The sequence below is a fragment of the Blastococcus sp. TF02A-26 genome (assembly GCF_003319125.1).
Taxonomy (GTDB): Bacteria; Actinomycetota; Actinomycetes; order Mycobacteriales; family Geodermatophilaceae; genus Trujillonella.
Map to the genome: position 1 here is coordinate 180,769 of NZ_QOHG01000004.1, position 24,701 is coordinate 205,469.

Annotated in this window: 23 protein-coding genes; 12 read left to right on the plus strand and 11 right to left on the minus strand. The window is 77.0% G+C overall.

The genetic code is table 11. From position 1 onward, the window contains the following. Positions 1-1,335, plus strand: coding sequence for a DUF58 domain-containing protein (locus tag DQ240_RS06225; protein ID WP_233498541.1), 1,335 nt, complete (start codon positions 1-3; stop codon positions 1,333-1,335). Next, positions 1,332-3,746, plus strand: coding sequence for a transglutaminase domain-containing protein (locus DQ240_RS06230; protein ID WP_113838861.1), 2,415 nt, complete (start codon positions 1,332-1,334; stop codon positions 3,744-3,746). The genes DQ240_RS06225 and DQ240_RS06230 overlap by 4 nt, the downstream gene beginning before the upstream one ends. Before the next feature lie 56 nt (positions 3,747-3,802). On the opposite strand, the gene DQ240_RS06235 is transcribed toward DQ240_RS06230, so the two are convergent. Both DQ240_RS06235 and dinB read right to left on the minus strand, forming a co-directional pair. Continuing rightward, the gene (locus DQ240_RS06235) at positions 3,803-4,204 is read right to left on the minus strand and encodes a DUF3040 domain-containing protein (RefSeq protein WP_113838862.1); all 402 of its coding nucleotides are present in this window, start codon (positions 4,202-4,204) and stop codon (positions 3,803-3,805) included. Between the two features lie 219 nt (positions 4,205-4,423). Then, the gene (gene dinB / locus DQ240_RS06240; protein ID WP_233498542.1) at positions 4,424-5,659 is read right to left on the minus strand and encodes a DNA polymerase IV; all 1,236 of its coding nucleotides are present in this window, start codon (positions 5,657-5,659) and stop codon (positions 4,424-4,426) included. Between the two features lie 242 nt (positions 5,660-5,901). On the opposite strand from dinB, the gene DQ240_RS06245 reads away from it, so the two are divergent. The 3 genes from DQ240_RS06245 to DQ240_RS06255 all read left to right on the plus strand — a co-directional run bounded on the left by DQ240_RS06245 (position 5,902) and on the right by DQ240_RS06255 (position 8,507). Next, the gene (locus tag DQ240_RS06245; RefSeq protein ID WP_113838864.1) at positions 5,902-6,207 is read left to right on the plus strand and encodes a BatC protein; all 306 of its coding nucleotides are present in this window, start codon (positions 5,902-5,904) and stop codon (positions 6,205-6,207) included. A 296-nt stretch (positions 6,208-6,503) separates the two neighbouring features. Further along, entirely contained in the window at positions 6,504-7,484 is a 981-nt protein-coding gene (locus DQ240_RS06250) for a cupin domain-containing protein (protein ID WP_369831996.1), read from the plus strand. A gap of 21 nt (positions 7,485-7,505) precedes the next feature. Continuing rightward, positions 7,506-8,507, plus strand: a complete 1,002-nt coding sequence (locus tag DQ240_RS06255; RefSeq protein WP_113838745.1) for a sucrase ferredoxin — start codon at positions 7,506-7,508, stop codon at positions 8,505-8,507. Here the strand turns inward: DQ240_RS06255 and DQ240_RS06260 are convergent. The 8 genes from DQ240_RS06260 to DQ240_RS06300 form a co-directional block, all read right to left on the minus strand. Continuing rightward, the gene (locus DQ240_RS06260; RefSeq protein ID WP_233498543.1) at positions 8,504-8,968 is read right to left on the minus strand and encodes a YdeI/OmpD-associated family protein; all 465 of its coding nucleotides are present in this window, start codon (positions 8,966-8,968) and stop codon (positions 8,504-8,506) included. The two genes, DQ240_RS06255 and DQ240_RS06260, sit on opposite strands and share 4 nt — an antisense overlap. A gap of 16 nt (positions 8,969-8,984) precedes the next feature. After that, on the minus strand, positions 8,985-10,160 hold the full coding sequence (locus DQ240_RS06265) for an alkaline phosphatase family protein (RefSeq protein ID WP_113838746.1): 1,176 nt from the start codon (positions 10,158-10,160) through the stop codon (positions 8,985-8,987). Between the two features lie 10 nt (positions 10,161-10,170). Next, complete coding sequence (locus tag DQ240_RS06270) at positions 10,171-10,920, minus strand: methyltransferase domain-containing protein (protein ID WP_113838747.1); 750 nt, start codon at positions 10,918-10,920, stop codon at positions 10,171-10,173. A gap of 284 nt (positions 10,921-11,204) precedes the next feature. Then, positions 11,205-11,810, minus strand: coding sequence for a GDSL-type esterase/lipase family protein (locus DQ240_RS06280; protein ID WP_113838748.1), 606 nt, complete (start codon positions 11,808-11,810; stop codon positions 11,205-11,207). A 13-nt stretch (positions 11,811-11,823) separates the two neighbouring features. Next, on the minus strand, positions 11,824-15,597 hold the full coding sequence (locus DQ240_RS06285) for a DNA polymerase III subunit alpha (RefSeq protein WP_369831998.1): 3,774 nt from the start codon (positions 15,595-15,597) through the stop codon (positions 11,824-11,826). 44 nt (positions 15,598-15,641) lie between these two features. After that, a complete protein-coding gene (locus DQ240_RS06290) occupies positions 15,642-16,142 on the minus strand; it encodes an SAV_6107 family HEPN domain-containing protein (protein WP_113838866.1) in 501 nt (166 codons plus the stop codon). A 17-nt stretch (positions 16,143-16,159) separates the two neighbouring features. Then, a complete protein-coding gene (locus DQ240_RS06295) occupies positions 16,160-16,480 on the minus strand; it encodes a DUF6504 family protein (protein WP_113838750.1) in 321 nt (106 codons plus the stop codon). Positions 16,481-16,663: 183 nt separating this feature from the next. Then, complete coding sequence (locus tag DQ240_RS06300; protein WP_113838751.1) at positions 16,664-18,145, minus strand: HNH endonuclease signature motif containing protein; 1,482 nt, start codon at positions 18,143-18,145, stop codon at positions 16,664-16,666. Between the two features lie 103 nt (positions 18,146-18,248). Here DQ240_RS06300 and DQ240_RS06305 point away from each other — a divergent pair, with 103 nt between their 5' ends. Further along, entirely contained in the window at positions 18,249-18,887 is a 639-nt protein-coding gene (locus DQ240_RS06305; protein ID WP_158548556.1) for a maleylpyruvate isomerase family mycothiol-dependent enzyme, read from the plus strand. Positions 18,888-18,899: 12 nt separating this feature from the next. On the opposite strand, the gene DQ240_RS06310 is transcribed toward DQ240_RS06305, so the two are convergent. Then, on the minus strand, positions 18,900-19,262 hold the full coding sequence (locus DQ240_RS06310; protein WP_113838753.1) for a DUF1330 domain-containing protein: 363 nt from the start codon (positions 19,260-19,262) through the stop codon (positions 18,900-18,902). Between the two features lie 79 nt (positions 19,263-19,341). Here DQ240_RS06310 and DQ240_RS06315 point away from each other — a divergent pair, with 79 nt between their 5' ends. The 6 genes from DQ240_RS06315 to DQ240_RS06340 are packed head-to-tail and all read left to right on the plus strand — an operon-like array spanning position 19,342 to position 24,699. Next, positions 19,342-19,860 (plus strand): YbaK/EbsC family protein, encoded by a 519-nt coding sequence (locus DQ240_RS06315; protein WP_113838754.1) that lies wholly within the window; start codon positions 19,342-19,344, stop codon positions 19,858-19,860. Then, positions 19,857-20,462, plus strand: coding sequence for a GNAT family N-acetyltransferase (locus DQ240_RS06320; RefSeq protein WP_113838755.1), 606 nt, complete (start codon positions 19,857-19,859; stop codon positions 20,460-20,462). The genes DQ240_RS06315 and DQ240_RS06320 overlap by 4 nt, the downstream gene beginning before the upstream one ends. Next, positions 20,459-22,102: an NAD(P)/FAD-dependent oxidoreductase gene (locus DQ240_RS06325; RefSeq protein WP_113838756.1), complete on the plus strand. Its 1,644-nt coding sequence runs from the start codon at positions 20,459-20,461 to the stop codon at positions 22,100-22,102. The genes DQ240_RS06320 and DQ240_RS06325 overlap by 4 nt, the downstream gene beginning before the upstream one ends. Then, a complete protein-coding gene (locus tag DQ240_RS06330) occupies positions 22,099-22,902 on the plus strand; it encodes a carotenoid biosynthesis protein (protein WP_113838757.1) in 804 nt (267 codons plus the stop codon). The genes DQ240_RS06325 and DQ240_RS06330 overlap by 4 nt, the downstream gene beginning before the upstream one ends. Further along, positions 22,899-24,002 carry a glycosyltransferase family A protein gene (locus DQ240_RS06335; protein ID WP_113838758.1) on the plus strand — a complete coding sequence of 368 codons (1,104 nt, stop codon included), beginning with the start codon at positions 22,899-22,901 and terminating at the stop codon, positions 24,000-24,002. The genes DQ240_RS06330 and DQ240_RS06335 overlap by 4 nt, the downstream gene beginning before the upstream one ends. A gap of 46 nt (positions 24,003-24,048) precedes the next feature. Beyond that, positions 24,049-24,699, plus strand: a complete 651-nt coding sequence (locus DQ240_RS06340) for a flavin reductase family protein (RefSeq protein ID WP_233498544.1) — start codon at positions 24,049-24,051, stop codon at positions 24,697-24,699. Positions 24,700-24,701 lie beyond the last annotated feature (2 nt).

Sequence of the window (24,701 nt, forward strand, 5' to 3'; positions counted from 1 at the left end):
GTGCCGGGACCTGTCGGCCGGGCGCTGTCCTCGCTCACCGTCCGCGGCCGCTGCCTGGTCGCGGTCGGGGTGACCATGCTGGGGCTGGGTGCCCTCCTCGGTGAGCTGCCCCTGGTGCAGGTGGCCGTGTTCGTGCTGGCGCTGCCGCTGCTCTCGGCGATCGGTGTCGCCCGCCGGAGGTTCCGGCTCTCGACGCGCCGCACCGTCTCCCCCGGCCGGGTGCCGCGCGGCGGGGTCTCCGACGTCCTGCTCGAGGTGACCAACGCCGACCGGCGGGCCGGCGGCCTGTGGCTGCTCACCGAGCCGCTGCCGCCGGAGCTCGGCCCGGCGCCGACCTACGTGGTGGAGCGGCTGGCCGCCGGCGCCACCGCGTCGCTGCCCTACCGGGTCGCCGCCTCCCGCCGGGGCCGCTACCCGCTGGGCCCGCTGCGGCTGCGGCTGGTCGACCCCTTCGGCCTGGTCCTGCGGTCGGTGTCGGGCACCGACGCCGGATCCCTGCTCGTGGTCCCCCGCGTGCGCCCGCTGCCCCCCGGCGGGCTCACCGGCGGCTCCGGCAGCACCGGCGTCGGTGCCCGCCGCGCGATCGCCGTGCACGGGGAGGACGACGTCAGCACCCGCGCCTACCGGTCCGGCGACGACCTGCGGAAGGTGCACTGGCGGGCGACCGCGCGGACCGGCGAGCTGATGGTGCGGCTGGAGGAACGGCCGTGGCGCTCCTCGGCGACCCTGCTGATCGACACCCGGGCCCGCGCCCACCTGCTGGCCGCGAGCGGGACGCTGCCGGTCGGCGACGGTCCGGTGGACAGCCTGGAGTGGCTGGTCGAGGCCGCCGCGAGCATGGGCACCGCCCTGACCGCCGGCGGAGCGGCGCTGCGGGTGGTCACCGACACCGGGGAGATCCCGCCCGCCGATCCCCGCCGGGGCCTGGACGCCGACCACCTGCTGGACCGCCTCGCCCTCCTGCAGCCCTCGCGGCGCCCCGACCTCGCCGTCGCCGCCGAGCACCTGGCCCGCGCAGGTGCCGACGGACCCGTGGTGGCGCTGCTGGGCTCCGTCGCTCCCGAGGACGCCGCCCGCCTGACCCGCGCGCGGTCGGGCCCGGGTGCGGATCTCGCGGTCCTGGTGGACGTCGCCGGGTACGCGCCGTCGGTCGGCCGGACCCGCCGTTCCCCCACCGAGGCCGCCCGGGCGACGCTGGCCCGGCAGCAGGAGGAGGTCGCCGACCTGCTGCGCGACGCCGGCTGGCGGGTGACCGTCGCGCGGGCCGGTCAGCCGGTGGAGGACGTGTGGGCCGCCCTGACCGGCGGGCACCGGCGCCAGGGGGTGCGCGCGTGACCGGCCCGACGAGCCTGGCCGCGGTCGGGCGGCAGGACGCCGGGGCGACGCTGGCCGCCGCGGGGGCCGTCGCCCTCGGGTCGGCCTCGCTGTCCCCGGTGTTCCGTGCCGCGGACTGGGTGCCCGGGGTGCTGGCGGCGGTCGCGGCCGTCGCGGCCGGCGGCCTGGTGCTGCGGCTGGCCGGCCCGGCCCTGTGGGCGGTGGTCTCCGGCGGCGCGCCCGTCCCGCGGTGGGCGGCGCTGGCCGTCCCCCTGGTCCCGCTGGGCCAGCTGGCCGCACTGGCCTGCGCCCTGACCGCGCTGTTCGCGCCCGACCGGGCGCTGTTCGGCTGGGTGCCGACCGCGGGCAGCCTCGCCGACCTGGGCGGCGTCCTCGTCGACGGCAGCGCCCAGATCCGCGAGCAGTTCACCCCCGCCGAGCCGCTGGCCGGGCTGTCCGCCCTGACCGCGCTGATGGTCGGGGTCCTGGCCGTGGTCGTGGACCTCGTGGCGGTCGGCGCCCGGCAGCCGGCCCTGGCCGCGCCGGCCCTGCTCGCGTTGTTCTGCGTCCCGGTCAGCACGGTGACCGGCGGCGTCGGGCTGGCCGCCGTCGCGCTGCCCACGGCCGGCTTCGCGCTGTTGCTGTGGTCCGACCAGCACCTGCGGCTGTCGGAGGGCCGCCGGCGCGGCGGGGGTGCGCGCCCGGCGACCGGCGCCCTCACCGCCCTCCGCACGGCGCTCCTGGCCCTGGTCGCGGCCCTCGTCCTGGGATCGCTGGTACCGGTCCTCGGGGAGGGCGAGCTGGCCGACCGGTGGCGGTCGGGCGGCGGGGGCGGCGGCGGGACGACCGGCACGTCGCTGGACCCGGCCGCGTCGCTGCAGGGCGAGCTGACCCGCGAGGACCCGATCGACCTCCTGCGGGTGGAGTCGGCCGTCAGCGACCCGGGTTACCTCCGGGCGGTCGCCCTCGACGTCTACGACCCCGAGCTCGGCTGGGTCCTCGACGAGTTCGAGGAGGCCCAGTCGCTGGACCGGGTGGAGGCGCTCGCGCCCCTCGACGGCGAGACGCCGAGCCGGGTGGTCGAGGCGACGGTGACGGTCCTGGAGCACGAGGACCGGTTCCTGCCCGTCCTGTCCTCCCCGCTGGACGTGCAGATCGACGACGCCGCGGACTGGCGGTTCGACCGCCCCTCGGCGACGGTCTTCGGCGACGGCACCGAGACCGCCACCGGGCTCCGCTACACCACCACCGGCGTCGAGGCTCGCCCGACGCCCGAGGAGCTGACGCGGCTGGCCGAGGTCTCCCCCGGACGGCCGGAGGCCGCCCTCGCCGCCCCGCCGCTGCTGGACCCCGTGGTGACCGACCTCGTGACCGGCCTCGTCGCCGGGCTGGACGCCCCCGGGGAGCGGGTGCAGGCGATCTACCGGTACATGACCGACCCGGCGAACGGCTGGGTGTACAGCCTGACCACTGACCCCGGCACCACCGGCGACGACCTCGCCGACTTCCTCGAGAACCGCCGCGGCTACTGCGAGCAGTACGCCGGTGCGATGGCGGCGATGGTCCGCGCGGCCGGCGTCCCCGCCCGGGTGGTGCTCGGGTACACGCCGGGGATCGTGCAGCCCGACGGCAGCCGGCTGGTCACCAGCAACGACGCGCACGCCTGGGTGGAGGTGTACTTCGCCGGCGTCGGCTGGGTGCCCTACGACCCGACGCCGATCGACAGCGACCGGGCGGTGGCGCTCCCCTGGGCGCCGCGGCCCCCGGACCAGGAGGTGGACCCCCGGACCGATCTGCCCGCCGCCCCGCTGCCGGCGCCGGCCCCGGTCGCACCGCCGGCCGACGCCGGGGTCCCGGACTCCCCCACCGCTGCCGGGGAGGACGACGGGGTGGACTGGACCGGCACGGTGCTGCCCGTCGCCGCCGCCGTGCTGCTCACCGCCGCGGTGCTCGCCGCGCCGGCCGCGGTCCGGGTGCTGCAGCGGCGCCGCCGGCTGGCCACCGGAGACGCGGGCGCCGTCTGGGACGAGCTCGCGGCGACGGCCCAGGACCTGGGGCTGCCGTGGGACCGCTGGCAGACGCCCCGCCAGATCGCCGGCCGGCTCGGTGAGCGCATGCCCACGCCGTCCCCGGCCGGCCGCGGCGTCCACCGCGCCGACGACCCGGCCGCCGGCGCCCGCGAGGCGGTGGCCCGGCTGGCCCGCGCGGAGGAGGCGCACAGCTACGCGCCGCCCGGCGCGGGCCCGGACCGCGACGAGCTCGCCCGGACGCTGCACATCGCTCGTCGGGGTCTGCTGGCCGCGGCCGAGCGCGGGACCAGGCTGCGGGCCCTGCTGTGGCCGGCGTCGGTGCCGGCCACGCTGGGCGCCGACCTCCGGGCCCGCGGTCCGCGCCGCCTCCGCGGTCCGCTCCGCGAGCCGGCCGGCCCCTGACGACAGCAGCCGCCGTCCCGGATCGGGACGGCGGCTGCTGCGAGCCGGTGCTGGGGCTACTGGTCGTAGCGGCGGCGGAAGCGCTCCTCGAGCCGGCTCTTCAGCGGCTGCCGCGAGGCCTTGCCCGCCCGGCCGCGACCGGCCGGACCGCGGCCGCCCGGAGCGGCACCGGAGGCCTGCTCGGGCGCGCCGGTGGCCGATCGGTAGTTCAGGACGACGAGCGCTGCGCCGGCGAACATCACCAGGAACCCGACCACGCCGAGCGGGATCCACTGCGCCACGCCGCCGATCAGCAGGCCGAGTCCGACGAGGACCAGCAGCGCGCCGAGTTGCAGCGTGCGCCGGGCCTTGAGCCGGCGGTCGCCGGTCCGTACGGAGGAGGCGAACTTGGGATCGTCATCGACGAGGGCGCGCTCGATCTGCTCCAGCAGTCGCTGCTCGTGCTCGGAGAGCGGCACCGAGACCTCCATGTGGGCGGAGCCATGGCCGTCGGAGGCTCCCGCCGACGGTGACACCGAGGATACGAGCCGTTCGCGGGGCGCGAAAGGCGAGTTGCCATCGACCCGCCGACGACACCCGCAAGATCACTCCCGGGGGTGCCCCCGGAGCCCCTCGAGGGGGTTCCGGCAGGCCGGTCGCGGACGGTCCGCCGGCGATCCCGCGGACGGCTCGTGGCCTCACCGGATCCGACGAGCGGGCGGCGTCTGCGGTTCCCGGCCCGGCGCGCCGCGATCCCGGGCGGGCCGGCCGTCCCGGTCCCCGGCCCGGTGCAGCAGCGTCGCGGGGCGCACCGCGCCGGCGCCGAAGCGGCGGGCCGCCCGGTCCGCGGCCAGCTCGGCGTCGCGGCGGCCGTGCTCGCGGGCACCGAGCTCGAGCTGGCGGGGCGTGGAGCCGACGTCGACCAGGCGCTCGGCCCGGACCCCGACCAGCCGGATCCGTGCCCGGTCCAGCCCCAGGCCGTCGAACAGGGCGCGGGCGGTCTCGTAGATCTCCTGCCCGACGTCGGACGGGACGCCGAGGGTGCGGCTGCGGGTGATCGTCGTGAAGTCGGCGAAGCGGACCTTGATGCTGACCGTGCGGGCCAGCCAGCCCCCCGACCGCAGCCGGCCGGCGGTCCGCTCGGCCAGCCGCAGCAGTTCCCGGTGGATGACGGCGGGGTCGTCGACGTCGGTGCCGAAGGTCTCCTCGTGCCCGGCGGACTTCTCCGGCTCGTCGGGCACCACGCGCCGGGGGTCGCGGCCCCACGCCAGCTCGTGCAGGTGCGCGCCCGCCGCCGCGCCGACGGCCCGCTGAAGCGTGCGGGCCGGCACGTGCGCCAGGTCGCCGACGGTGCGCATGCCCAGCCGCAGCAGCACCTCCTCGGTCTTGGCCCCCACGCCCCACAGCGCGCCGACCGGCAGCGGGTGGAGGAAGTCCATGACCTCGGCGGGGCGGACCACCCGCAGCCCGTCGGGCTTGGCCGAGGTGGAGGCGAGCTTGGCGACGAACTTGGTACCGGCCACGCCCACCGAGCAGGTGATGCCCTGCTCGTCGAAGACCCGCGCCCGGATGTACTCGCCGATCGCGGCGGCGTCCCCGAGCCGGCGGCCGGCCCCGGAGACGTCGAGGAAGGCCTCGTCCAGCGACAGCGGCTCGACCAGCGGCGTGATCGACCGGAACAGCGCCATGACCGAGCGGGAGACCTCGGCGTAGAGCGCGAGGTCCCCCGGCAGCACCGTGGCGGTGGGGCACAGCCGCAGTGCGCGGGCGGTGGGCATGGCGGCGTGCACCCCGTAGCGCCGCGCCTCGTAGGTCGCCGAGGTGACCACCCCGCGGTTGCCGTGCCCGCCGACGATGACCGGCGTGCCGGCCAGCTCCGGGTGCCGGCGGACCTCGACGCTGGCGAAGAAGGCGTCCATGTCGACGTGCAGCACGGTGCATCCCTCGGCACGCCCTGCCACCGTGCCCACCCCCACTCCCCTCGAACGCCTGTTCGATCCGTCGGGAGGACGATACGGCCTGCCGGACACCCCCGGCGCGGCGGCGGCGTGTCGTGACACAGCTGTGCCCCGATCGGCGTAACCGCTGGTCCGGGGCGTGTGTGAGACGACGATCAGCGAGGTAAGGCAGCGTCGGCGGGCCGCTGTCCGGTGGCCCACGACCGATGGGAGCAGCAATGGCGCTCGACGACGACGACATGACCAGCGTGGCCGACGGCGGTGCCGATGGTGGCGCGGACGGCGGCGCGGACGGCGGTGCCGACGGTGGCGCGGACGGCGGCGCGGGTCACGGCCCGGCCGACGGCGGCGCCTCGGGTGGCGACGGCGGCGCCGACGGCGGCGCGGACAGCGGTGCCGGCGACGGCGGCGCGGACGGTGGCGCCGACAGCGGTGCCGGCCACGGCCCGGCCGACGGTGGAGCCGGTGGCGGCGACGGTGGCGCCGACGGTGGAGCCGACGGCGGCGCGGACGGTTCGGCCTGAGCCAGGACCCCGCCGGACGGGGCCGGCCGGTCGACGACCGGCCGGCCCTGCGCCGGTGCACCTCCCTCGACCCGCGGGTCTTCGCCGAGCGGTACTGGGCCCGCCGGCCGCTGCTGACCCGCGCCGCTGACACCGGGGCGGACTTCTCCGACCTGCTGGACCTGCCCGCGGTCGACGAGCTGCTGTCCCGCCGGGGGCTGCGGACGCCGTTCCTGCGCATCGCCAAGGACGGCGCCGTCGTCGACGCGAAGCGCTTCACCACCTCCGGCGGCGCCGGCGCCGAGGTCGCCGACCAGGTGTCGTCGGACTCGGTGCTGCGGCTGTTCGCCGAGGGCTCCACCGTCGTCCTGCAGGGGCTGCACCGGCTCTGGCCGCCGCTGTTCGAGTTCGCCGACCAGCTGGCCGCCGACCTGGGTCACCCCACGCAGGTCAACGCCTACGTGACCCCGCCGTCGTCACGGGGCTTCTCCGCCCACTACGACGTGCACGACGTCTTCGTGCTGCAGATCGCCGGCGAGAAGCACTGGCGCATCCACGCCCCGGTGCACCCGGACCCGCTGCGCTCCCAGCCGTGGGAGCAGCGCCGCGACGAGGTCGCCGCGGCCGCCGGGGGCGAGCCGGTGATCGACGCCGTGCTGCGCCCTGGTGACGTCCTCTACCTCCCCCGCGGGTACCTGCACTCGGCGACCGCGCTGGGCGAGATCAGCGCCCACCTCACCGTCGGCGTGCACTCGGTGACCCGGTTCGCGGCGGCCGAGGCCGCCCTGGACGTGGTCCGGGAGCTCGCCGCCGACGACGCCGAGCTGCGCCGCTCGCTGCCGATGGGCGTGGACCTGGCCGACCCGGGGTCGACCGCCGACGACGTGGCCGCCGTCCTCGCCGGGCTGCGCGACTGGCTGGACCGGGTGGACCCCGCCGAGGTCGCCGACCGGGTGCGCGGGCGGACCTGGGCACAGGTCCGCCCGGAGCCGGTCTCCCCGCTGGCGCAGGCGACCGCGGCCGCCGGGCTGTCCCCCGACACCGTGCTCACGCTGCGCCGCCGGCTGCGCTGCCAGCTGCGCCAGCCCGCCGACGGCCGGGTCGCGCTCGTCGCCGGTCGGCGCCGGCACGAGTTCCCCGCAGCGACGGGCCCCGCGCTGGCCGCTCTGCTCACGACCGGTGAGCTGAAGGTCGCCGACCTGCCGGGCCTCGACGCGGCCGACCAGCTGACCCTCGCGCGACGGCTGCTGACCGAGTCGATCGTGGTCGTGGCCGACGCGGGACTGCCTCCCGCGTGAGCCGCAGTGCACGATGAACCCGTGACGGCACGCGCGGGAGAGGACGGGGACACGACCGTTCCCGCCCCCCGCTCCCCCCGCCCGGCCGGGAAGCTCGACGACACCCGCTGCTCGGTGCGGGCGGCGAACCGGGGCGACTCCCCCGCCGCGACCGCCGCACCGGCCCAGCGCTGGGTGCTCGTGGAGCAGCCGGGTCCGTGGGGCCGCGACGCCCTGCTGCAGTCGCGGATCGACCCACTGGTGGCGGCGCGGCTGGCCCAGCGGGCCCGGGCAGAGGGCGTGCGGGTGCTGCTCATCCGGCGGCCGGACGCCCGCGCGGGCGAGACGGGGCGGCGCTGGGCGTACGTCGACGGCCGGCCGGGACGGCAGGGCACCTGGTGGTCGGTGCGGGAGTCCGACGCCGAGATCGCGGACGCGCCGTGGGACGGCAGCGTGGGCGAGCGCAGCGAGGAGCTGACCTATCTGGTCTGCAGCCACGGCGGGCACGACGCGTGCTGCGCCCTGCGCGGCCGGCCGGTGGCGCGGGGGCTGCTCGCCGCCGGTGCCGACGTGTGGGAGTGCAGCCACCTGGGCGGGGACCGGTTCGCCGCCAACGTCGTCGTCCTGCCGCTGGGCGTCTACTACGGGCGGGTGCCCGACGACGGCGCGGAGCTGCTCGCCGCCCACGCGAAGGAGCAGGTGGCGCTCCCCTGGCTGCGCGGCCGCGCCGGGCTGCCGCCGGCGGTGCAGGCCGCCCAGCACCACGCGCGCGACCAGCTGGGGCTGCTCGGCGTCGACGACCTGCCGGCCCGCAGCGCGACCCGGCTGACCCCGGCCGGGCAGCCGGTCGAGCGCTGGGAGGTGACCCTCGCCGGGGCCGACGGCGACGTCGTCGTGACCGTGGAGTGCCGGCCCACCGACGAGGCGTTCCGGCTGACCTGCTCGGCGACGCACGAGGCGCACGCCCGGGTGTGGGACGTGCTGTCGACCGCCGTCTCCTCGGGCGGCCGGACGGTGACCTCGACGGAGCGCCGCCGGCTCTAGCGCTGCTTGCCCTCGCGGAAGAGGGCGACGGCCTTGTCGATCCGCCGCTGCCGGGTCTCGGGCGTCTTCGCGCCGGTGACCTGGTCGCAGTGGTAGCGCTGCAGGCTGTTGCTGAGCCCGGCGAAGAAGGCCCCGGCGGTGGGGTCGGCGGCCAGGGCGGTCGCCAGGTCGTGGGGCACCACGACCTCGCGCGGGGTGTCCGCGACGGTCAGCGTGACGGTGACCGGGTCCCCGCCGGCCAGACCGGTGGCCTTCCGGACGGCGGCGCTGACGCTGACCATCGCGGTGCCGCCCATGACCCCGACGGTGGTGCGGTACTCGTGGCCGTCGAGGTCGACCAGGACCGGGGGCCGCTTCCCCGCACCCAGTGCCTCGATCAGCTCGTCGGGCACCTCGATGCCGGTGTTGTTGCCGCGCGCGGCCACGGTGGTCCGGAAGGTCACGCTCTTCGGCTCGGTCACGACGTCTCCTCGCGGGTCACTGCAGGGCTCGGCCGCGGGCGAGCAGCAGCGGGATCGCCAGCTCCACTCCGGTGAGCGAGCCGTGGTACGCCTCGAGCCTGCTCGGGCCGGGCTCCTGGCGGGTGGCGGTGAGCGCCCAGGTGCCCCGGGCCAGGGCGACGACGTCGCCCACCCGCTCGGCCAGGGCGTCGTCGACCGGCCCGAACACCCCCGAGGCGACGGCCTCCTCCCGGGAGACCACCCAGGCACGGTGGCCGAGGACGTCGCGCCAGCGGTGCAGCAGGTCGTCGGCCGCACCGGGGACGGCGTGCACGTAGCGGGCCCGCGGCTCGCCGGCCAGCAGCCGGACCCCGTCGAGGAGGTCGGGCTCGTCGTCGAGGTCGAACCGGGTGTGGACGGGGACGTCGAGCATGCCGTGGTCGGCGGTGACCAGGAGCGCGGCGTCGTCGGGGAGGCCGGCGAGGACCTGCTCGACGAGCCGGTCGACCAGCGCCAGCTGCGCCCGCCAGGCCCGGGAGTCGACGCCGCGGACGTGGCCGGTGAGGTCCAGCTCCGGGGTGTAGCCGTAGGCCAGCGCGCGGGGGCCGGCCTCGAGGGCCTGCAGCAGCCCGGCGGCGAGGTCCCCGGCACCGACGGTGCCGGAGTACGCGGCGCCGCGGTAGGCGGCCTCGGAGAGGCCGGAGCCGCGGTAGGCGTAGGGCGCGACGGCGGTGACGGCGACGCCGGCGTCGGCGGCCTGCTCGAAGACCGTGCGGCGGGACTGCCAGTCGCGCGGGTCGGGGTCGTCGGCCCACTGCGTGTGGTTGAGCGCGCGGTCCTCGCCGGGGACCGCGGTGACGAAGCCGAGGACGCCGTGGCTGCCCGGCGGGAGGCCGGTGCCGAGCGTGGTGAGGCTGACCGGGGTGGTGCTCGGGCAGGGGGCGGAGAGGTCGCCGGCGGGGGTGGCGAGCGCGGCGAGGGTCGGCGCGATCGCGGCGTGCCGCCGGAGGAGGTCGGCGCCCAGCCCGTCGACGAGGAGGACGGCGACGCGGCGGGCCCCGGCCAGGGCACCGGTGAGGTCCAGCGGGTCGCCGGGCAGGTCGCCGCGGTGGACCGGCACACCGAGGGCGGCGGCCGCGCCGGGCAGGACGTCGGCCAGCGTGCCGCCGCCGTAGGCGGGGGCGGCCAGGTCGGCGGGCAGGGCTGTGGTCACGGGTGGCGGCTCACCGACGACTGGCGAGGACGTGCAGGCCCGCGGCGACGTCCCGGTAGGGCGAGACCTCCGCCAGCCGCAGTTCCAGCCGGCGCACCCCGTCGGAGTCGGCGCCGGAGCTGGCGCCGAGGAGGTCGGCCACGACGGAGACGCCACGCCACTCCCCCGGCTCGAGACCGGCGTCGCGGACGAGGGCCAGCAGGTCCTCGGGCCCGAACCGACGGGCGGCCGGCCGGCTGCGGCCGGGCGCGGGGTCGCGGTCGTCGAGCAGGGCCTGCGCCTCGACCGGGTGGCCGGCCAGGGCCCGCGCGAGGACGGCGCCGGCGCGGTTGGCGGTGGCGACGCTGACCGTGCCGCCGGAGCGGACGGCGCGGGCGACCTCGCCGAGGGTGACGGCGGGGTCGTCGACGACCTCCAGCACGGCGTGGCACAGCGCGAGGTCGTAGTCCCCGGGCGTGCCGCCGAGGGGCAGCTCGTGCAACCGGTCGCCGTCGCCCTGGACGGCGTGCACGTTGCCACCGACGCCGGCGGTGTCGGCCCGGCGGCGGAGGGTGGCGAGGGCGTCGGCGCTGGGGTCGACGACGGTCACCTGGTGACCGAGCCGGGCCAGCGGGACGGCGAGGGTCCCGCTGCCGCCGCCGACGTCGAGGACCCGCAGCGGCGTCCCGCCCGCGACCAGCGGGTCCAGCGCGGCCCAGACAGCGGCGGTGCGGGCGGGCAGCTGCTCCCCGGCGGGCGTGGCGGAGGCGGAGGGCGGCACCCGTCGGAGCCTAGTGCCGCCGTCGCTGCTCGGGCCGGTACGGAGTCGGCGGCGCGCTCCAGGTCGGCGATGACGAGCTCGCGCATCGTGGGCATCGCCTGGACCGCGCGCTGGCGCCGGTCGGGGTCGGGGTCGGCCTGCAGCTCCATCAGGCGGGTGGGCACGACCTGCCAGGAGACGCCGAAGCGGGTCCTCGAGCCATCCGCACTGGCTCTCCTGGCCGCCGTCGGTGAGCCGGTCCCAGTAGTGGTCGTCGGAGGTTGGACGCCGGGGCGGCGCGGGACTCATCGCCCGCCGGCGAGCCACTCCTGCCAGTGCGGGCGGACGAGATCGGCCAGCAGCGCGTAGCCGGCGGCTCCGGGGTGGGCGCCGTCGCCGGCGGCGACCTGCCGCATCCAGGTCGGATCGGCGACGAGCGTCCGGACGACGGGGACGTAGGGCACGCCGCGGTCGGTGCAGGTCCGGGCGAAGCGGTCGTCGAGGGCCGCGGTCCGCTCGTTGTGGTCCTCGTCGGCGACGGCCGGCGGGCCGACCACGAGCACCGGCCAGCCTCTGGTGGCGGCGCCGTCGAGGACCTCGCCGAGGGCGGCGACCGAGCGCGCGAGATCCAGCCGCCGGGCGCCGTCCTCCTCGGTCGTGTCGTTGACGCCCATGGAGAGGACGACGCGGGCCTCCCAGTCCCCGGTCAGCCGGGGCGCGCACTCGGCGGCCCACCGGGCGGCGATCTCGGCGCTGGTCTGCCGCCGGACACCGAGGACGTAGCGGGTCAGCGGCAGGCCGGCGCCCTCGCTCGCGGCGGCCAGCCGGCCGGTCCAGCCCAGGTGCTCCGGGTCCCCGACCCCGGCCACGAAGGAGTCGCCGACGAAGCACACGCGCAGGTCCCGGGTCACACGGTCATCCTGCTCAGTGGCCGCTGCTCCCCGGGCTGGAGTGCCACAGCTTCCGGGGTGCACTGGCCGCGGCGCGGCGGGCCGCGGTCCCGGCGTCCTCCCCTGCCGGCTTGATGTCGGCGTAGGGCGACATCCGGAAGCCGGTCGGGTGGACGAGCACCGGCTTGACCACCACCGGCCGCGAGCCGTGCGAGGCCGCAGCGCCGGCGATCGCCTGTTCGGTGTACTCGCCCGGCGCGGCCATCTGCTCGGCGACCGCCGCCAGCCCACCGGTCTCCCAGGACTCGTACAGCGCGGGCAGCTCCCACGCGCCGGTGGCCCGGATCGACACCCCGCGCGGGCCGGTGCGCCGCAGCACCCCGCGGATCACCAGCAGCCAGGAGTGGAAGACCGTCGCCGCGTAGGGGCCCTGCACGTCCTCGAAGAAGGTGGAGTCGGTGCAGCCGGTGCCGTCGTCGAGGGTCACGAACACCACGCGGCGGCCGGAGCGGATGGGCGGCGTCTGGGTGGCCACCTTCACGCCGGCGACGAGCACCTCCGACCCGCTGCGGCACCCCAGCAGTTCCCCGGCCGGCACCGCGCCGATGGCGGACAGGAAGCGGCGGTAGAAGTCGACGACGTGCCGGCTGGCGTCCAGGCCGAGCACCTCGAGCTCGGCGCGGACCAGCTCGGCGTCGGTGAACTCGGGCAGCCCGCTGCCGGCCGCCCAGCCGAGCGCGGTCTCCTCCGGCGCGACCCCCTCCTCCTCGGGCAGGTCGAGACCGAGCAGGTCGAGGCTCAGCTGGCCGACCGCACCGGCCCGCGCGCCGCTGCGGCTCCACCGGTCCAGCTCGCTGATCTGCAGCAGCAGGTCGCGGCGGGTGACCGCGGTGCGGCTGCGGGTGGGCCGGCCGGCCTCCCGGTCGCGCACGCCGAAGCCGTAGAGGGAGTCGAACCCGCCGGCCAGCACCAGCCGCTCGACGACCGGCCGGGACACCGAGGCGCGCTGCCAGAAGTCGTTGAGCGACCGGTACGGCTGACCGGCGACGACGCGGGCGACCTCGTCGTCGGAGATGCCCTTGACGTCGGCGAGGGCGAGCCGGATGCCGTGGCGGGAGGGGTCGGGCACCGACGGCGGCATCCACTCCGGCCGGCGCCACGCCTGCAGAGGGGATCCGTCGGCGTCACCCCCCTCGATCTCCTCCGGGTCCACGCGCTCCACCCGGTAGGTGGCGCCGGAGGCGTTGACGTCCAGCCCCAGCACGCGGACGCCGAAGTTGCGGGCGTCGTCGAGGATCAGCCGCTTCGGGTACATGCCCGGGTCGTGGGTGAGCACCCCGGCGAGGAAGGCCGCGGTGTGGTGGGTCTTCAGCCAGGCCGACTGGTAGGTGGGCAGCGCGAAGGCCGCGGCGTGGGCCTTGCAGAAGCCGAACGAGCCGAAGGCGACCAGCACCTCCCACACCTTCTCGACGACCTCGACCGGATAGCGCTCCAGCGCCCGCGGCTTGAACCAGGTGCGCACCTCCTCGTGCAGGTCGCGGTCGCCCAGCGCCCGGCGCGCCTCGTCGGCCTGGGCGAGGTCGCAGCCGGTCATCTGGGCCACGATCTGCAGCACCTGCTCGTGGAAGACCACCACCCCGGCGGTCTGCTCCAGGTACGGGGCGAGGTCGGGGTGCGGGTAGACCGGGTCGCGCCAGCCGTTCCGGGCCATGAGGAACGGCGTCACCATGTCGCTCTTCACCGGGCCGGGCCGGAACAGCGAGATGTCGATGACGATGTCCTCGAACGACTCCGGCCCGAACTTGCCGACCAGCTCGCGCTGGCCGGGTGACTCGATCTGGAACATGCCGAGGGTGCGGGTGCTCCGGATCAGCTCGAAGGTCGCCGGGTCGTCGCGCGGGATGGCGTCGATGTCGACGGTCTCGCCGTCGACCCGGGCCACCTCGTCCAGGGCGTGCGCGATCGCCGACTGCATCCGGATGCCGAGCAGGTCGAGCTTGAGCAGCCCGAGCTCCTCGACGTCGTCCTTGTCGAACTGGCTCATCGGGTAGCCCAGGTAGCTGTTCTCCACCGGGGTGCGGTCGAGCAGCGTGGCGTCGGACAGCAGCACGCCACAGGGGTGCAGGGCGATGTGCCGGGGCAGCCCGTCGAGCCGGGCGACGAGGTCGAACAGCAGGTCCAGATCGCCGCTCCCGCCGGACCGCTTGGAGCCCATCCGGCTGGCCCGCAGTTCCGGGAGGTCCTTGAGTGCGGCGTGCACCTGGTTGGCCCGGATGTGCGGGAAGGCCTTGGCGACCGCGTCGACCTCGGCCGGGGGCAGACCCAGGGCGGCGCCGACGTCGCGGATGGCATGGCGCACCCGGTAGGTGTCCATCATGGAGATGCAGCTGACCCGCTCGGCGCCGAAGCGGTCGAGGACCGCGTCGTAGACCTCCATCCGGCGGGCGGACTCCACGTCGATGTCGATGTCGGGCAGCTGGTGGCGCAGCGGGGAGAGGAACCGCTCCATCAGCAGGCCGTAGCGGATCGGGTCGACGTCGGAGATGCCCAGCAGGTAGGTGACCAGGCTGCCCGCGCCCGACCCGCGCGCCGCCGCCCGGACCCTCAGGCTCTTGATGAGGTCGACGACATCGGCGACGGTCAGGAAGTAGGAGGGGTAGCCCAGCTGCTCGATGACGGCGAGCTCGTCGGCCAGCCGTCTGCGCACCGTGCCGGTCGGCGCCATCCCGCGCCGGCCCATCCCCGCCTCGCAGCGGGCCCGCAGCACCTGCGCCGGGTCCAGGCCGGCCTCTGCGGGGGTGGTGACGACGTCCAGCTCCGGGTAGCGCACGGTGCCGATGCCGAGGTCCTCCTTGACGTCGACCACGCACTGCTCGGCCAGCCGGGCGGTGCGCTCGAGCAGCCGGGCCGCCGCGTCGCGGTCGGGGCCGACGAGGTCCTCGGCGACGTCGGCCATCTCCTTGCCCGACTTCAGGTAGCCCTCGGCGGTGCGCCGGTCGACGTGCCGCTGGTCGAGGGCGACCAGCCGGCGGGAGGCGTCGAGCACGTCGGCGGTGGGGGCGTCGAGGGCGTCGACGTAGCGGACGGCGTTGGTGAGCACCACCGGCACGCCGGTCTCGTCGGCGAACCGCAGCATCGCCTGCGCCCGGGAGCGGTCGCCGCGACCGCGGTGGTGCACGACCTCCAGCGCCAGCTGCCCCGGCCCGAACACCGCGCGCCAGGCCGAGAGCCGGGCAGCGGCCACGTCGGCGCGGCCTGCGGTCAGGGCCCGGCCCACCGGGGAGTCCGGCCCCAGGAGGGCGACCAGCCCGAGCGGGTGCTCGGCGGCCAGGGCCAACGAGGCGACCGGCTCGCCGCGGGTGCCGCGCAGGTGGGTGGCGCTGGTGAGCCGGCACAGCGAGCGCCAACCGGCGCCGTTGCGGGCCAGGAAGGTGACCCGGGGCAGGCGCGGGTCCACGCTGGCCCCGCCGCGTGCCGGGGACCGGCGGCCACCCCGCCCCCGACCCTCACCCTCCAGTCGACCCTCGGACTCGGGCGGGAGAGGGCGGCGCGCACGGTGCCGCGCCCCCGCCACTCCGGACGGTCCGGCGCCGAGAGCGTGCGCGAGCGCCGGAGGGACGCTGCTGTCCACCGCGGGGGTGACCGCCAGGTCGATCCCGAAGATCGGCCGGACGTCGGCCGCCCGGCAGGCCAGCGCGAACTTCACCGCGCCGTAGAGGCCGTCGCGGTCGGTGAGCGCGAGCGCTCCCATGCCGTGCTCGGCGGCGCGGGTGACCAGGTCGGCCGGGTGGTTGGCCCCGTAGCGCATGGAGTAGCCCGAGGCGGCGTGCAGGTGGACGAAGGGGTCGCTGCTCACCGCCGGGGGCTGCGGTACTGGGTGCCGCCGACCACCCGGGGCCGGGGAGCCGGCTCCGGGAGCTGGGTCAGACCGGCCTCGAGCACCCCGAGGAAGGCCTCGACGTCGCGGACCAGGTCGTCGGCCTCGCGCTCGGTGACCGCGTGGGACAGCCCGGCCTCGGCGGCGGCCCGCTTGGCGGCACCGGCGGCGAAGAAGGTGGCCCACTCCCCCAGCTCGGGCGCGACCTCGCCGAGCAGCACCCAGGCGCTGCGCGGCCGTCGACGTCTGCTCTCGGGACGGGTGCGGGCGGCCAGCATCGCCGCGGCACCCCGCAGCGCCGCCAGGTGCGCGGTGGCGTACCGCTCCCGCGGGTCGGTCGCGGCAGCGGCCTCGGCCAGCCCGCGCCGGGCCTGGTCGAGCAACCCGGCGGCGGCCGCCGGCACCGGCGGGGGCAGCGGCAACTGCTGGGCGGTGGCTCGGTCGTAGCGCCCGGCGGACCCTCGCTCGTAGGTCATGGCTCGCAGCGCGCCCATCAGTCGTGCACCCGCACGAGCGACCAGCGGTTCTCCGCCGCGTCCCACGACAGGTCGTAGACACCGGCGAAGCTCATCCGCGAGCGGCCGGCCCGCACCGCCTCCAGCCGCCACACCTCCCGCGAGGCCACCAGGTCACCCGAGGCGCCACCGGCGGTCGCACGCTGCCACCAGGCCGGGGTCTCCACCCACGAGTCGAGCAGCTCCCCGACGACATAGCGGGACTCCCCGCGCCAGAACTGGACCGGGCCGAGCGGGCCACGCTCGACCTGGACCTCCTCGCCCACCCGACCGCCGACCCCGCTCAGCACCCGGCCCATGTCACTCTCCCCACCGCTCGAACCCGGCGCGCCGGCCCGGACCGCGCCGGCCGGTGGGGAAGATCCGGCGGACGCGGGGAGCGACGCTGTTCGAACGCGTGTTCGAACACATCGAGTACACCCGACCGCTGCGACGCCGTCAAGCCGGACGCGCCCACCCTGGGGACACCGCGCATCGCCGGCTCACCCCTGCTGCTGTGGGTCGGGTGGGGCGGTCTCGTCGAGCCAGGGTGGGTCGGGTTCGGGGTCGTGCGCCCAGCCGGGTGGCCGGGTGGTGCGGGTGACCCCGGAGGGGGTGCGGACGACGAGTCGGCCGTCGGGCAGCAGGGTGAAGGCCCAGCCCCGGGCGAAGGTCTTGATGCGGTGGTGACGCCGGCACAGGCAGCAGAGGTTGGTGCAGGTGGTGGGTCCGCCGTCGGCGTGGGCGGTGACGTGGTCGATGTCGCAGGAGCCGGGGCGGCGTCGGCAGCCGGGCATGCGGCAGGTGCGGTCCCGGGTGGTGACGAGGCGGCGCTGGGCGGCGGAGGGCCGATAGGCCGAGGTCGGCGAGGGCAGCCGGAGCCCGGGCCCGTCGGTGAGGCCGGGATCGGCCCCGCGGCGGCGGACGCGGCGGCCGGTGCCGGTGGCGCGGGCGAGTTCGGCGCGGGTGGCGACGGCGACGGTCTGGCCGGTGGCCGGCTCGTCGAGGGAGATGAGGATCGACCCTCCGGCCGGCGTCGGCTGCAGGTCGAGCAGGTCCAGCACCTCGCGGCACTGGGCGGCGGTGATGATCTGCCCGTCCAGCTCGGCGGGCGGGGCGCCGGCGCCCCCGCGCAGGGTCGGGATGGCGGCGTGGAGGGTCAGGTGCGCGGTCACCGGCGGCCGGGAGGCGTCCCACGGCCGAAGGATCAGATCGAACGCGGTCATCGACCGGAGCAGCCCGATCGGCCGGTCGTCGCCGTCGGCCCGCGCCCAGTTCGCGTAGGTGCCGATCGCGTCGCGGGCGGCGTGGACCATCGGAAGGGGGCCCTCGATGACCAGCCGGCCCAGCCCGTCGGCGGTCCGCTCGACGTGCACGTCGGCCGTGCGCTCGGCCTCCCGGCGGCGACGGTCCTTCGCGGCGGCATCGGCCCGGTACAGGTGGTAGCGGGTGCGCTCGCGCAGGCGGGCGGGCTCCCACCCGGCTGCCCCGGGCAGCACGCGGGCCAGCACCGTGGCGGCGACCTCCTCGGAGGCGTCGCCGAGCAGGTCCAGCAGGACACGGACCTTGGCGATGGTGAGGTCCCCGGCCCACAGCCCGCTCCAGGCCGGCGCCAGCTTCCCGGTCAAGAGCAGCGCTTCAACGGCGAGCCGGGAGGCCTCGTGCTCCGAGCAACCCCGGATCACCGCCAGCTCGGTCACGAAGTCATCGGAGACATCCGCCAGCCCCGCCGGCCGCGTCGTCCGCGCATCCGGGCCCGCCCCGCCGCGCGGCCCGAAGTCCGCGTCCCGGGACGGGCGCCGCCGGCGGGCCAGCTCGGTGATCACCGCCGCCTGCCGAGCGTGCTCCCGGGCCAGCCGCGCGTCGGTGGACCAGATCTCGGCCGCCAGGTCCAGATCGGCCCACCGTGGTGAGACGACCTCCGACGGCAGCACCGGCACCGGCACGCCCGCCACCCGCGGGGGCGGCACGACTCCGATCGACACACCCGCACGCTAGGCCGGGGGTACGACAGTTCCCGCAGGTCAGGACGCGGATCGACGTCCCGGACTCCCCCGGTCGTCGGCGCCACCTGCCAGGATCCGCGCCGTGGACGAGACGACCGCCTGGACGACCATCGGCACCGAGCGACGAGCCCTCGCCGACCTGCTCGACACGCTCACGCCGGAGCAGTGGGCGACCCCGAGCCTGTGCGCCGGCTGGACGGTCCGGCACGTGGCCGCGCACCTGATGGTCGGCCCCACCGGCTCGATCCCCGGCTTCCTCCGCGCGCTGGTCCGCGGCCGGGGGTCCTTCGACCGCGCCAACCACCTGCTGGCCGACGCCCGCGCGCAGCTCCCGACCGCCACCCTCGTCGACGACCTCCGGGAGCACGCCGACGACCGGTTCACCCCGCCGGGCATGGACTGGCACGCCCCGCTCACCGACCTGCTCGTGCACCGGCTCGACATCACCGTCCCGCTCGGCCTCGACCACGGCCGGCCGCTCGACCCGTGGGCCGACGCCCTCGACCTCCTGACCAGCAAGCGGGCGACCCCGGCCTTCATCCCCCGGGGCCTGCCGCACCTGACCTACGCCGCGACCGACGTCGACTGGTCGCGCGGGACCGGGGTCCGCGCCGAGGGCCCGGCCGAGGCGCTCGCCCTCGCGATCACCCGCCGCCCGGTACGCCTCGAGCAGCTCGGCGGCCCCGGCGGCCCGGCGCTGAAGACCTGGGCGCGCGGCTGAGCCGCGCGCCGGTCACCACGCGGTGGTCGGCTGCAGCACCGCCTCGGTCAGCGCCTCCGTGCGGAAGTGCGTGAACTGCTGGTACTCGGGGTCGGCGACCATCCGGCTGAACGCCTCACGGCTGGGATAGCGCACCAGCAGGACCGCGTCCCACGCCTGCCCCTCCTCGGCGACCAGCGGGGTGGCGCCGTCGCCGGCGTAGACCACCTCGGCGCCGTACCGCCCCAGGAAGGTCTCCCGCAGCGCCGCGGCGTACCGCGCGTAGGACTCCCGGCCGCCCTCGGCGAACCGGAGCAGGTTGAGCATGACGACGGGGCCGCCGGGGTCCTCCTGGAGGAACCGCTTGAGGTCCGCGCCGCGCGGGTCGATGGCCATGCCCGGACGCTAGCGCGGGCCCCGCGGAGCAGGTCGCCCACCCGACCGAACCCCGGGAACGGGTGGGAGGATCGCCGTCATGCCTGCCGCCGACTCCCCCCGGGTGGCCGAGGTCGTCCGCCGGCTCCGCGAGGCCGGGGCCACCGGTGAGGTGCGCGAGCTCGCCGAGAACGCCCGGACGGCGGCGCTGGCCGCGGCCCAGCTGGGCGTCCCGGTCGGGGCGATCGCCAACAGCCTCGTGTTCGACGTCGGGGGGAACCCGCTGCTGGTGCTCACCAGCGGCGCCCACCGCGTCGACACCCAGCAGGTCGCCCGGCTGCTCGGCGTCCCCGAGGTCCGGGTGGCGCGCGCCGACTTCGTCCGCGAGCACACCGGCCAGGCGATCGGCGGCGTCGCCCCGGTCGGCCACCCGGCGCCGATCGGCACGCTGGTCGACGTCGAACTGGCCCGCCACACCACGGTCTGGGCCGCCGCCGGGCACCCGCACACCGTCTTCCCGACCAGCTACGACGAGCTCCTCCGGCTCACCGACGGCACCCCCGCCGAGGTGGGTCCGGGGCCGGTGGAGACGCTCTCCCCCGAGGCGGTACAGGCATGACCGGCACCAGGCCCGACACGCGCGTCACCGAGCTGTCGACCGGGTGGATCCGCGACCACATGCACGAGGCCCTCGCGATCTACGGCGCGGCCATGGGCTACTCGTCGTCGGTGGTCGCCGGCCGCTACGGCTACGCCATCCAGCACACCGAGCGCCCCGGCTTCCGCGCCGTCGGCGCGTTCAGCAGCACCGGAGACGCCGGCGCCGACGGGGAGCACCTCGTCGGCTTCGGCTACGGCTACGAGGTCGCCCCCGGCCAGTGGTGGCACGACCAGGTCCGCGCCGCCCTCGACCGGCGGACGGCGAAGCGCTGGCTCCCGGGCGCCTTCGAGGTGTGCGAGCTGCACGTCCACCCCGACGCGCAGAGCCGCGGGCTGGGCCGCCGGCTGCTGCACGCGCTGGTGGCCGACCTGCCCAACCCGGTGGCCCTGCTCTCCACGCCCGACACCGACACCAAGGCCTTCCGGCTGTACCACGCCGACGGCTTCGTCGACCTGGCCCGCAACCACCACTTCCCCGGCGACGCCCGCCCGTTCGCGATCCTCGGCGCGCACCTCCCGCTGCATCCGCGCCGTCCCGGCCCGACGAACGACCAGGTGTGACCCCCGCCGAACCGCCGTCCCCCTCGCCCGCCCTCGACGCCGTCGTCGTCGGCTCCGGCCACAACGGGCTCGTCGCCGCCTGCTACCTGGCCCGGGAGGGTCTGCGCGTCGAGGTGGTCGAGCGCGACGAGGTGCTCGGCGGGGCCGTGTCGACCGTCGAGCGCTGGCCCGGGGTCCGCGTCGACCGCGGGTCGAGCGCGCACGTGATCGTGCGGCACAGCGGCATCGTCGAGGAGCTGGACCTGGCCGCCTCCGGCCTGCGCTACGTCGACTGCGACCCGTGGGGGTTCGCCCCCGCGCCCACCCCGGGCGACGACGGCCCCGACGGCCGGCCGCTGGTGTTCTCCGTCGACCTGGACGCCACCTGCGCCTCCATCGAGGGCGCCTGCGGTCCGGTCGACGCCGAGGCCTACCGCCGGTTCGTCGCCGAGTGGGGGCCGCGCAGCCGCGCCGTCGTCGCCTCGTTCGGCGGGCCGCCCAGCCCGGCGAAGCTGGTCCGCGCGTTCTGGCCGCTGGGCGCACCCCGCGACGGACGGCCACGCACCCCCGGCGGCGACCTCGCCGTCGACTTCCTCGGGTCCGGCGACGCGCTGCTGGACCGCTGGTTCACCAGCGAGCGGCTCAAGGCCGCCCTCGCCTGGTTCGGCGCGCAATCCGGACCGCCGATGAGCGAGCCCGGCACGGCGGCCATGGTCGGCTGGGTGGCGCTCCTGCACGACGTCCCCCCGGGCCACCCGGTCGGCGGCTCCGGCGGTCTGACCGCCGCGCTGCGCCGCCGGCTGGAGGCCGACGGCGGCCGGGTGTCCCTCGGGGACGCCGCCGAGGCGCTGCTCGTCGAGGACGGCCGCGTCGCCGGCGTGCGGACGGCGTCCGGGCGGGAGCTGCGCGCGCCGGTCGTCGTCTCCGCCTGCCACGTGCTGGCCACCCGGGACCTCGCCGGGGACGCCGCACCCGCGGCCCTCGCCGACGCCGCGCCGCCGCTGGGCAACGGCTTCGGCCTGGTGCTCCGCGCCCTGACCGACGCCCCGCCGTCCTACCCGGGCGTGCCCGACGAGCTGGCGCAGGGCGGGCTGCAGCTGCTGTGCACCGACCGCGCCCAGCTGGCCGCCGCGCACGGGGACTTCGCCGCCGGCCGCCTCCCGCGCGAGCCGGTCCCCCTGGTGATGTGCTTCTCGGCGACCGACGACACCCTCGCCCCGCCCGGGCAGCACGTGGTGACCGTCTGGGGGCAGTGGTACCCGTACGAGCTGGCCTCCGGCGCCGACTGGGACGTCCTCGCCGAGCCGGCCGCCCGGCAGCTGCTCGCCGCGGTCGACCGGTACGCGCCCGGCTTCGCCGACTCCGTCCGCGAGCTGTACGTGCAGACCCCCGTGGCGCTGGAGCGCGAGTTGTCGCTCCTGCGTGGCAACGTGATGCACGTGGAGATGGGCCTGGCGAGCATGTTCTCGCTGCGCCCCACGCCCGCGCTCGCCGGTCAGCGGGTGCCCGGCCTGCCCGGCCTCTACCTGGCCGGCGCGTCGACGCACCCCGGCGGCGGGGTGTCGGGCAACTCGGGGCGGACGGCGGCGCGGCTGGTGCTGGCCGACCGCCGGCCGCTGGCCCGGGCCCGCCGGGCCGTGCTCGCCCGGGTGCGCCGGTGACGGCACCGCTGGTCGCCCGCGTCCGGAGCGCCGGTCCGCGCGCCGCCGTGCCCTGGGCGCTGACCGCGCTGCTGGTGCTGACCGCGATCACCTACCCGCTGACCGACGGCGACGCGCGGAACGTCGTGAGCTGGGCGATCGTGTTGCTGGGCGCGACCCTCTCGGTCACCCACGCGGCGCTCAGCCGGGGGCTGGGCACCGGCGCCGGCGTGCTGGCCCTGGTGGCCGTGGCGTCGGTCGTCTTCGAGTCGGTCGGCCTCGCCACCGGGTTCCCCTACGGCGAGTACACCTACAGCGACGTGCTGGGCCCGACCCTGCTGGGCGTGCCGTTCCTGGTGCCGCTGGCCTGGCTGATGATGGCCTGGCCGTCCTGGCTGCTGGGCCGGCTGCTGACCCGCGCCGTGCGGCCGGCACGTCGGCGTCCCGCCCGGGTCGCGGCCGCGGCGTTCGTGTTCGCCGCCTGGGACGTCGTCCTCGACCCGCAGATGGTGCAGGCCGGCTACTGGACGTGGGCCCACCCCTCCCCCGGCCTGCCCGGGATCGACACCGTGCCGCTGACCAACCTCGCCGGCTGGCTGCTCGCCGGGCTCGTGCTGATGGCCCTGCTCGACGTGCTGGTCGACCGCACCGCCGTCCCGCCGCGGATCGGCGACGGCGCACCGCTGCTGGCGCTCGCGTGGATGACCCTCGGCGGCGCCCTGGCCCACGCCGGGTGGCTCGACCTGCCCGGCTCCGCGGCGTGGGGCGTGCTGCTGGCGCTCCCCGTGCTGGTCGCGCTCGCCGTGCAGGCCCGCCGGTGAGCGGACGGCTGGTCCGCGGGCTGTCGGCTGCGGCGGTGGTCACGGCGGCGCACGCGGCGGTCAACGTGCGGCTGCTGCGCCGGCCCCCCGAGCGGCACCCGCCGGTGATGCGGCCGGTGACCGTCGTGCTGCCGGTCCGCGACGAGGAGCGGCACGTCGGCGAGTGCCTGGCCGCGGTGCTGGCGCAGCGCGGCGTCCCCGACCTGACCGTCGTCGTGGTGGACGACGGCTCCACCGACGGCACCGCCGACGTCGTCCTCGGCATCGAGGACCCGCGCGTCCGGCTGGTGACGGCCCCGCCTCCTCCGCCCGGGTGGCTCGGCAAGCCGCACGCCTGCGCCACGGGGGTCGCCGAGGTGCCGGCCGACCCCGACGGGGTGCTGGTCTTCCTCGACGCGGACGTGCGGCTGTTCCCCGACGCCCTCGCCCGCGCCGTCGCCGTCCTCGACGCGCACGGCCTGGACCTCGTCTCGCCCTGGCCGCGGCCGCTCGCCGGGACGCTCCCCGAACGGCTGGTGCAGCCCCTCTCCCCCTGGCTGTGGGCGACGACGCTGCCGCTGCGGCTGGCCGAGCGCTCCCCGCGGCCGTCGCTGACCGCGGCCAACGGCCAGTTCCTGGTGATGACCGTGCCGGCCTACCTGGCCGCCGGCGGGCACGCCGCCGTCCGCGGCGAGGTGCTGGAGGACGTCGCCCTGGCCCGGGCGGTCAAGCGGGCCGGCGGGCGGGCGGTGCCGGTGGCCGGCGCCGAGCTCGCCGCCTGCCGGATGTACGACGGGTGGACGGCGCTGTCGGCCGGCTACGCGAAGTCGCTGTGGGCCGCGGTCGGCGGATCCCCCACGGCGAGCGTCACGGCCGCGGCGGTGCTGAGCGCCGTCGGCGTCGTCCCGGCGGTGGCCGCGCTGCGCGGCTCGCGCGCCGGACTGGTCGGCTACGCGGCCGGCGTGGCCGGACGGGCGGTGAGCGCCGCGGCGACCGGCAGCCGGGTGTGGCCCGACGCCCTGGCCCACCCGCTGTCGATGCTGGCGTTCGACGTGCTGCTCGCCCGCTCGGTCGCCGGCCACCGCCGCGGCACGCTCACCTGGCGCGGCCGGTCGGTGTGATGTCCCCGCGCGCGCCCGGCGACGGACGGTGACCGAGGATGACCCGGTGACCGAGCAGCGCGAACGGACCACCTTCGACCCGACGGAGATGGGAGCGGGGCGCTTCTACCGGGTGCTGAACTCGGTGGTGGTGCCGCGGCCGATCGCCTGGGTCTGCAGCCGCTCCGCCGAGGGCGTGCACAACCTGGCACCGCACTCCTTCTACACGGTGGCGTGCGTGGCCCCGCCGGTCGTGCAGTTCACCTCGGTCGGCCGCAAGGACTCGCTGAACAACGTCGAGGCGACCGGCGACTTCACGATCAACCTGACGCCCGAGCCGCTGTTCGAGCAGGTCAACGCCACCGGCACCGACTTCCCGCCGGACCACAGCGAGGCCGAGCACACCGGCGTGCGGCTCGAGCCCAGCGAGCGGGTGGCCGCGATGCGGGTCGCCGAGTCGCCGGTGTCGATCGAGTGCACGCTGCACTCCACCGTGCGGCTGGGCGACAGCACCGTGGTGTTCGGCCGGGTCCAGTTCGTCACCGCGTGGAGCAGCGCCGTGCGCGACGGCCGGCCCCGCATCGAGGAGCTCCGGCCGCTGGCCCGGCTCGGCGGCAACGAGTGGTCGACGATCGGCGAGGTCCTGGAGATCCCCCGGATCCCCTATCGCGACTGGGCCGAGGACCCCTCGATCGGCGAGCGCGTCCGTGACCGCTGACG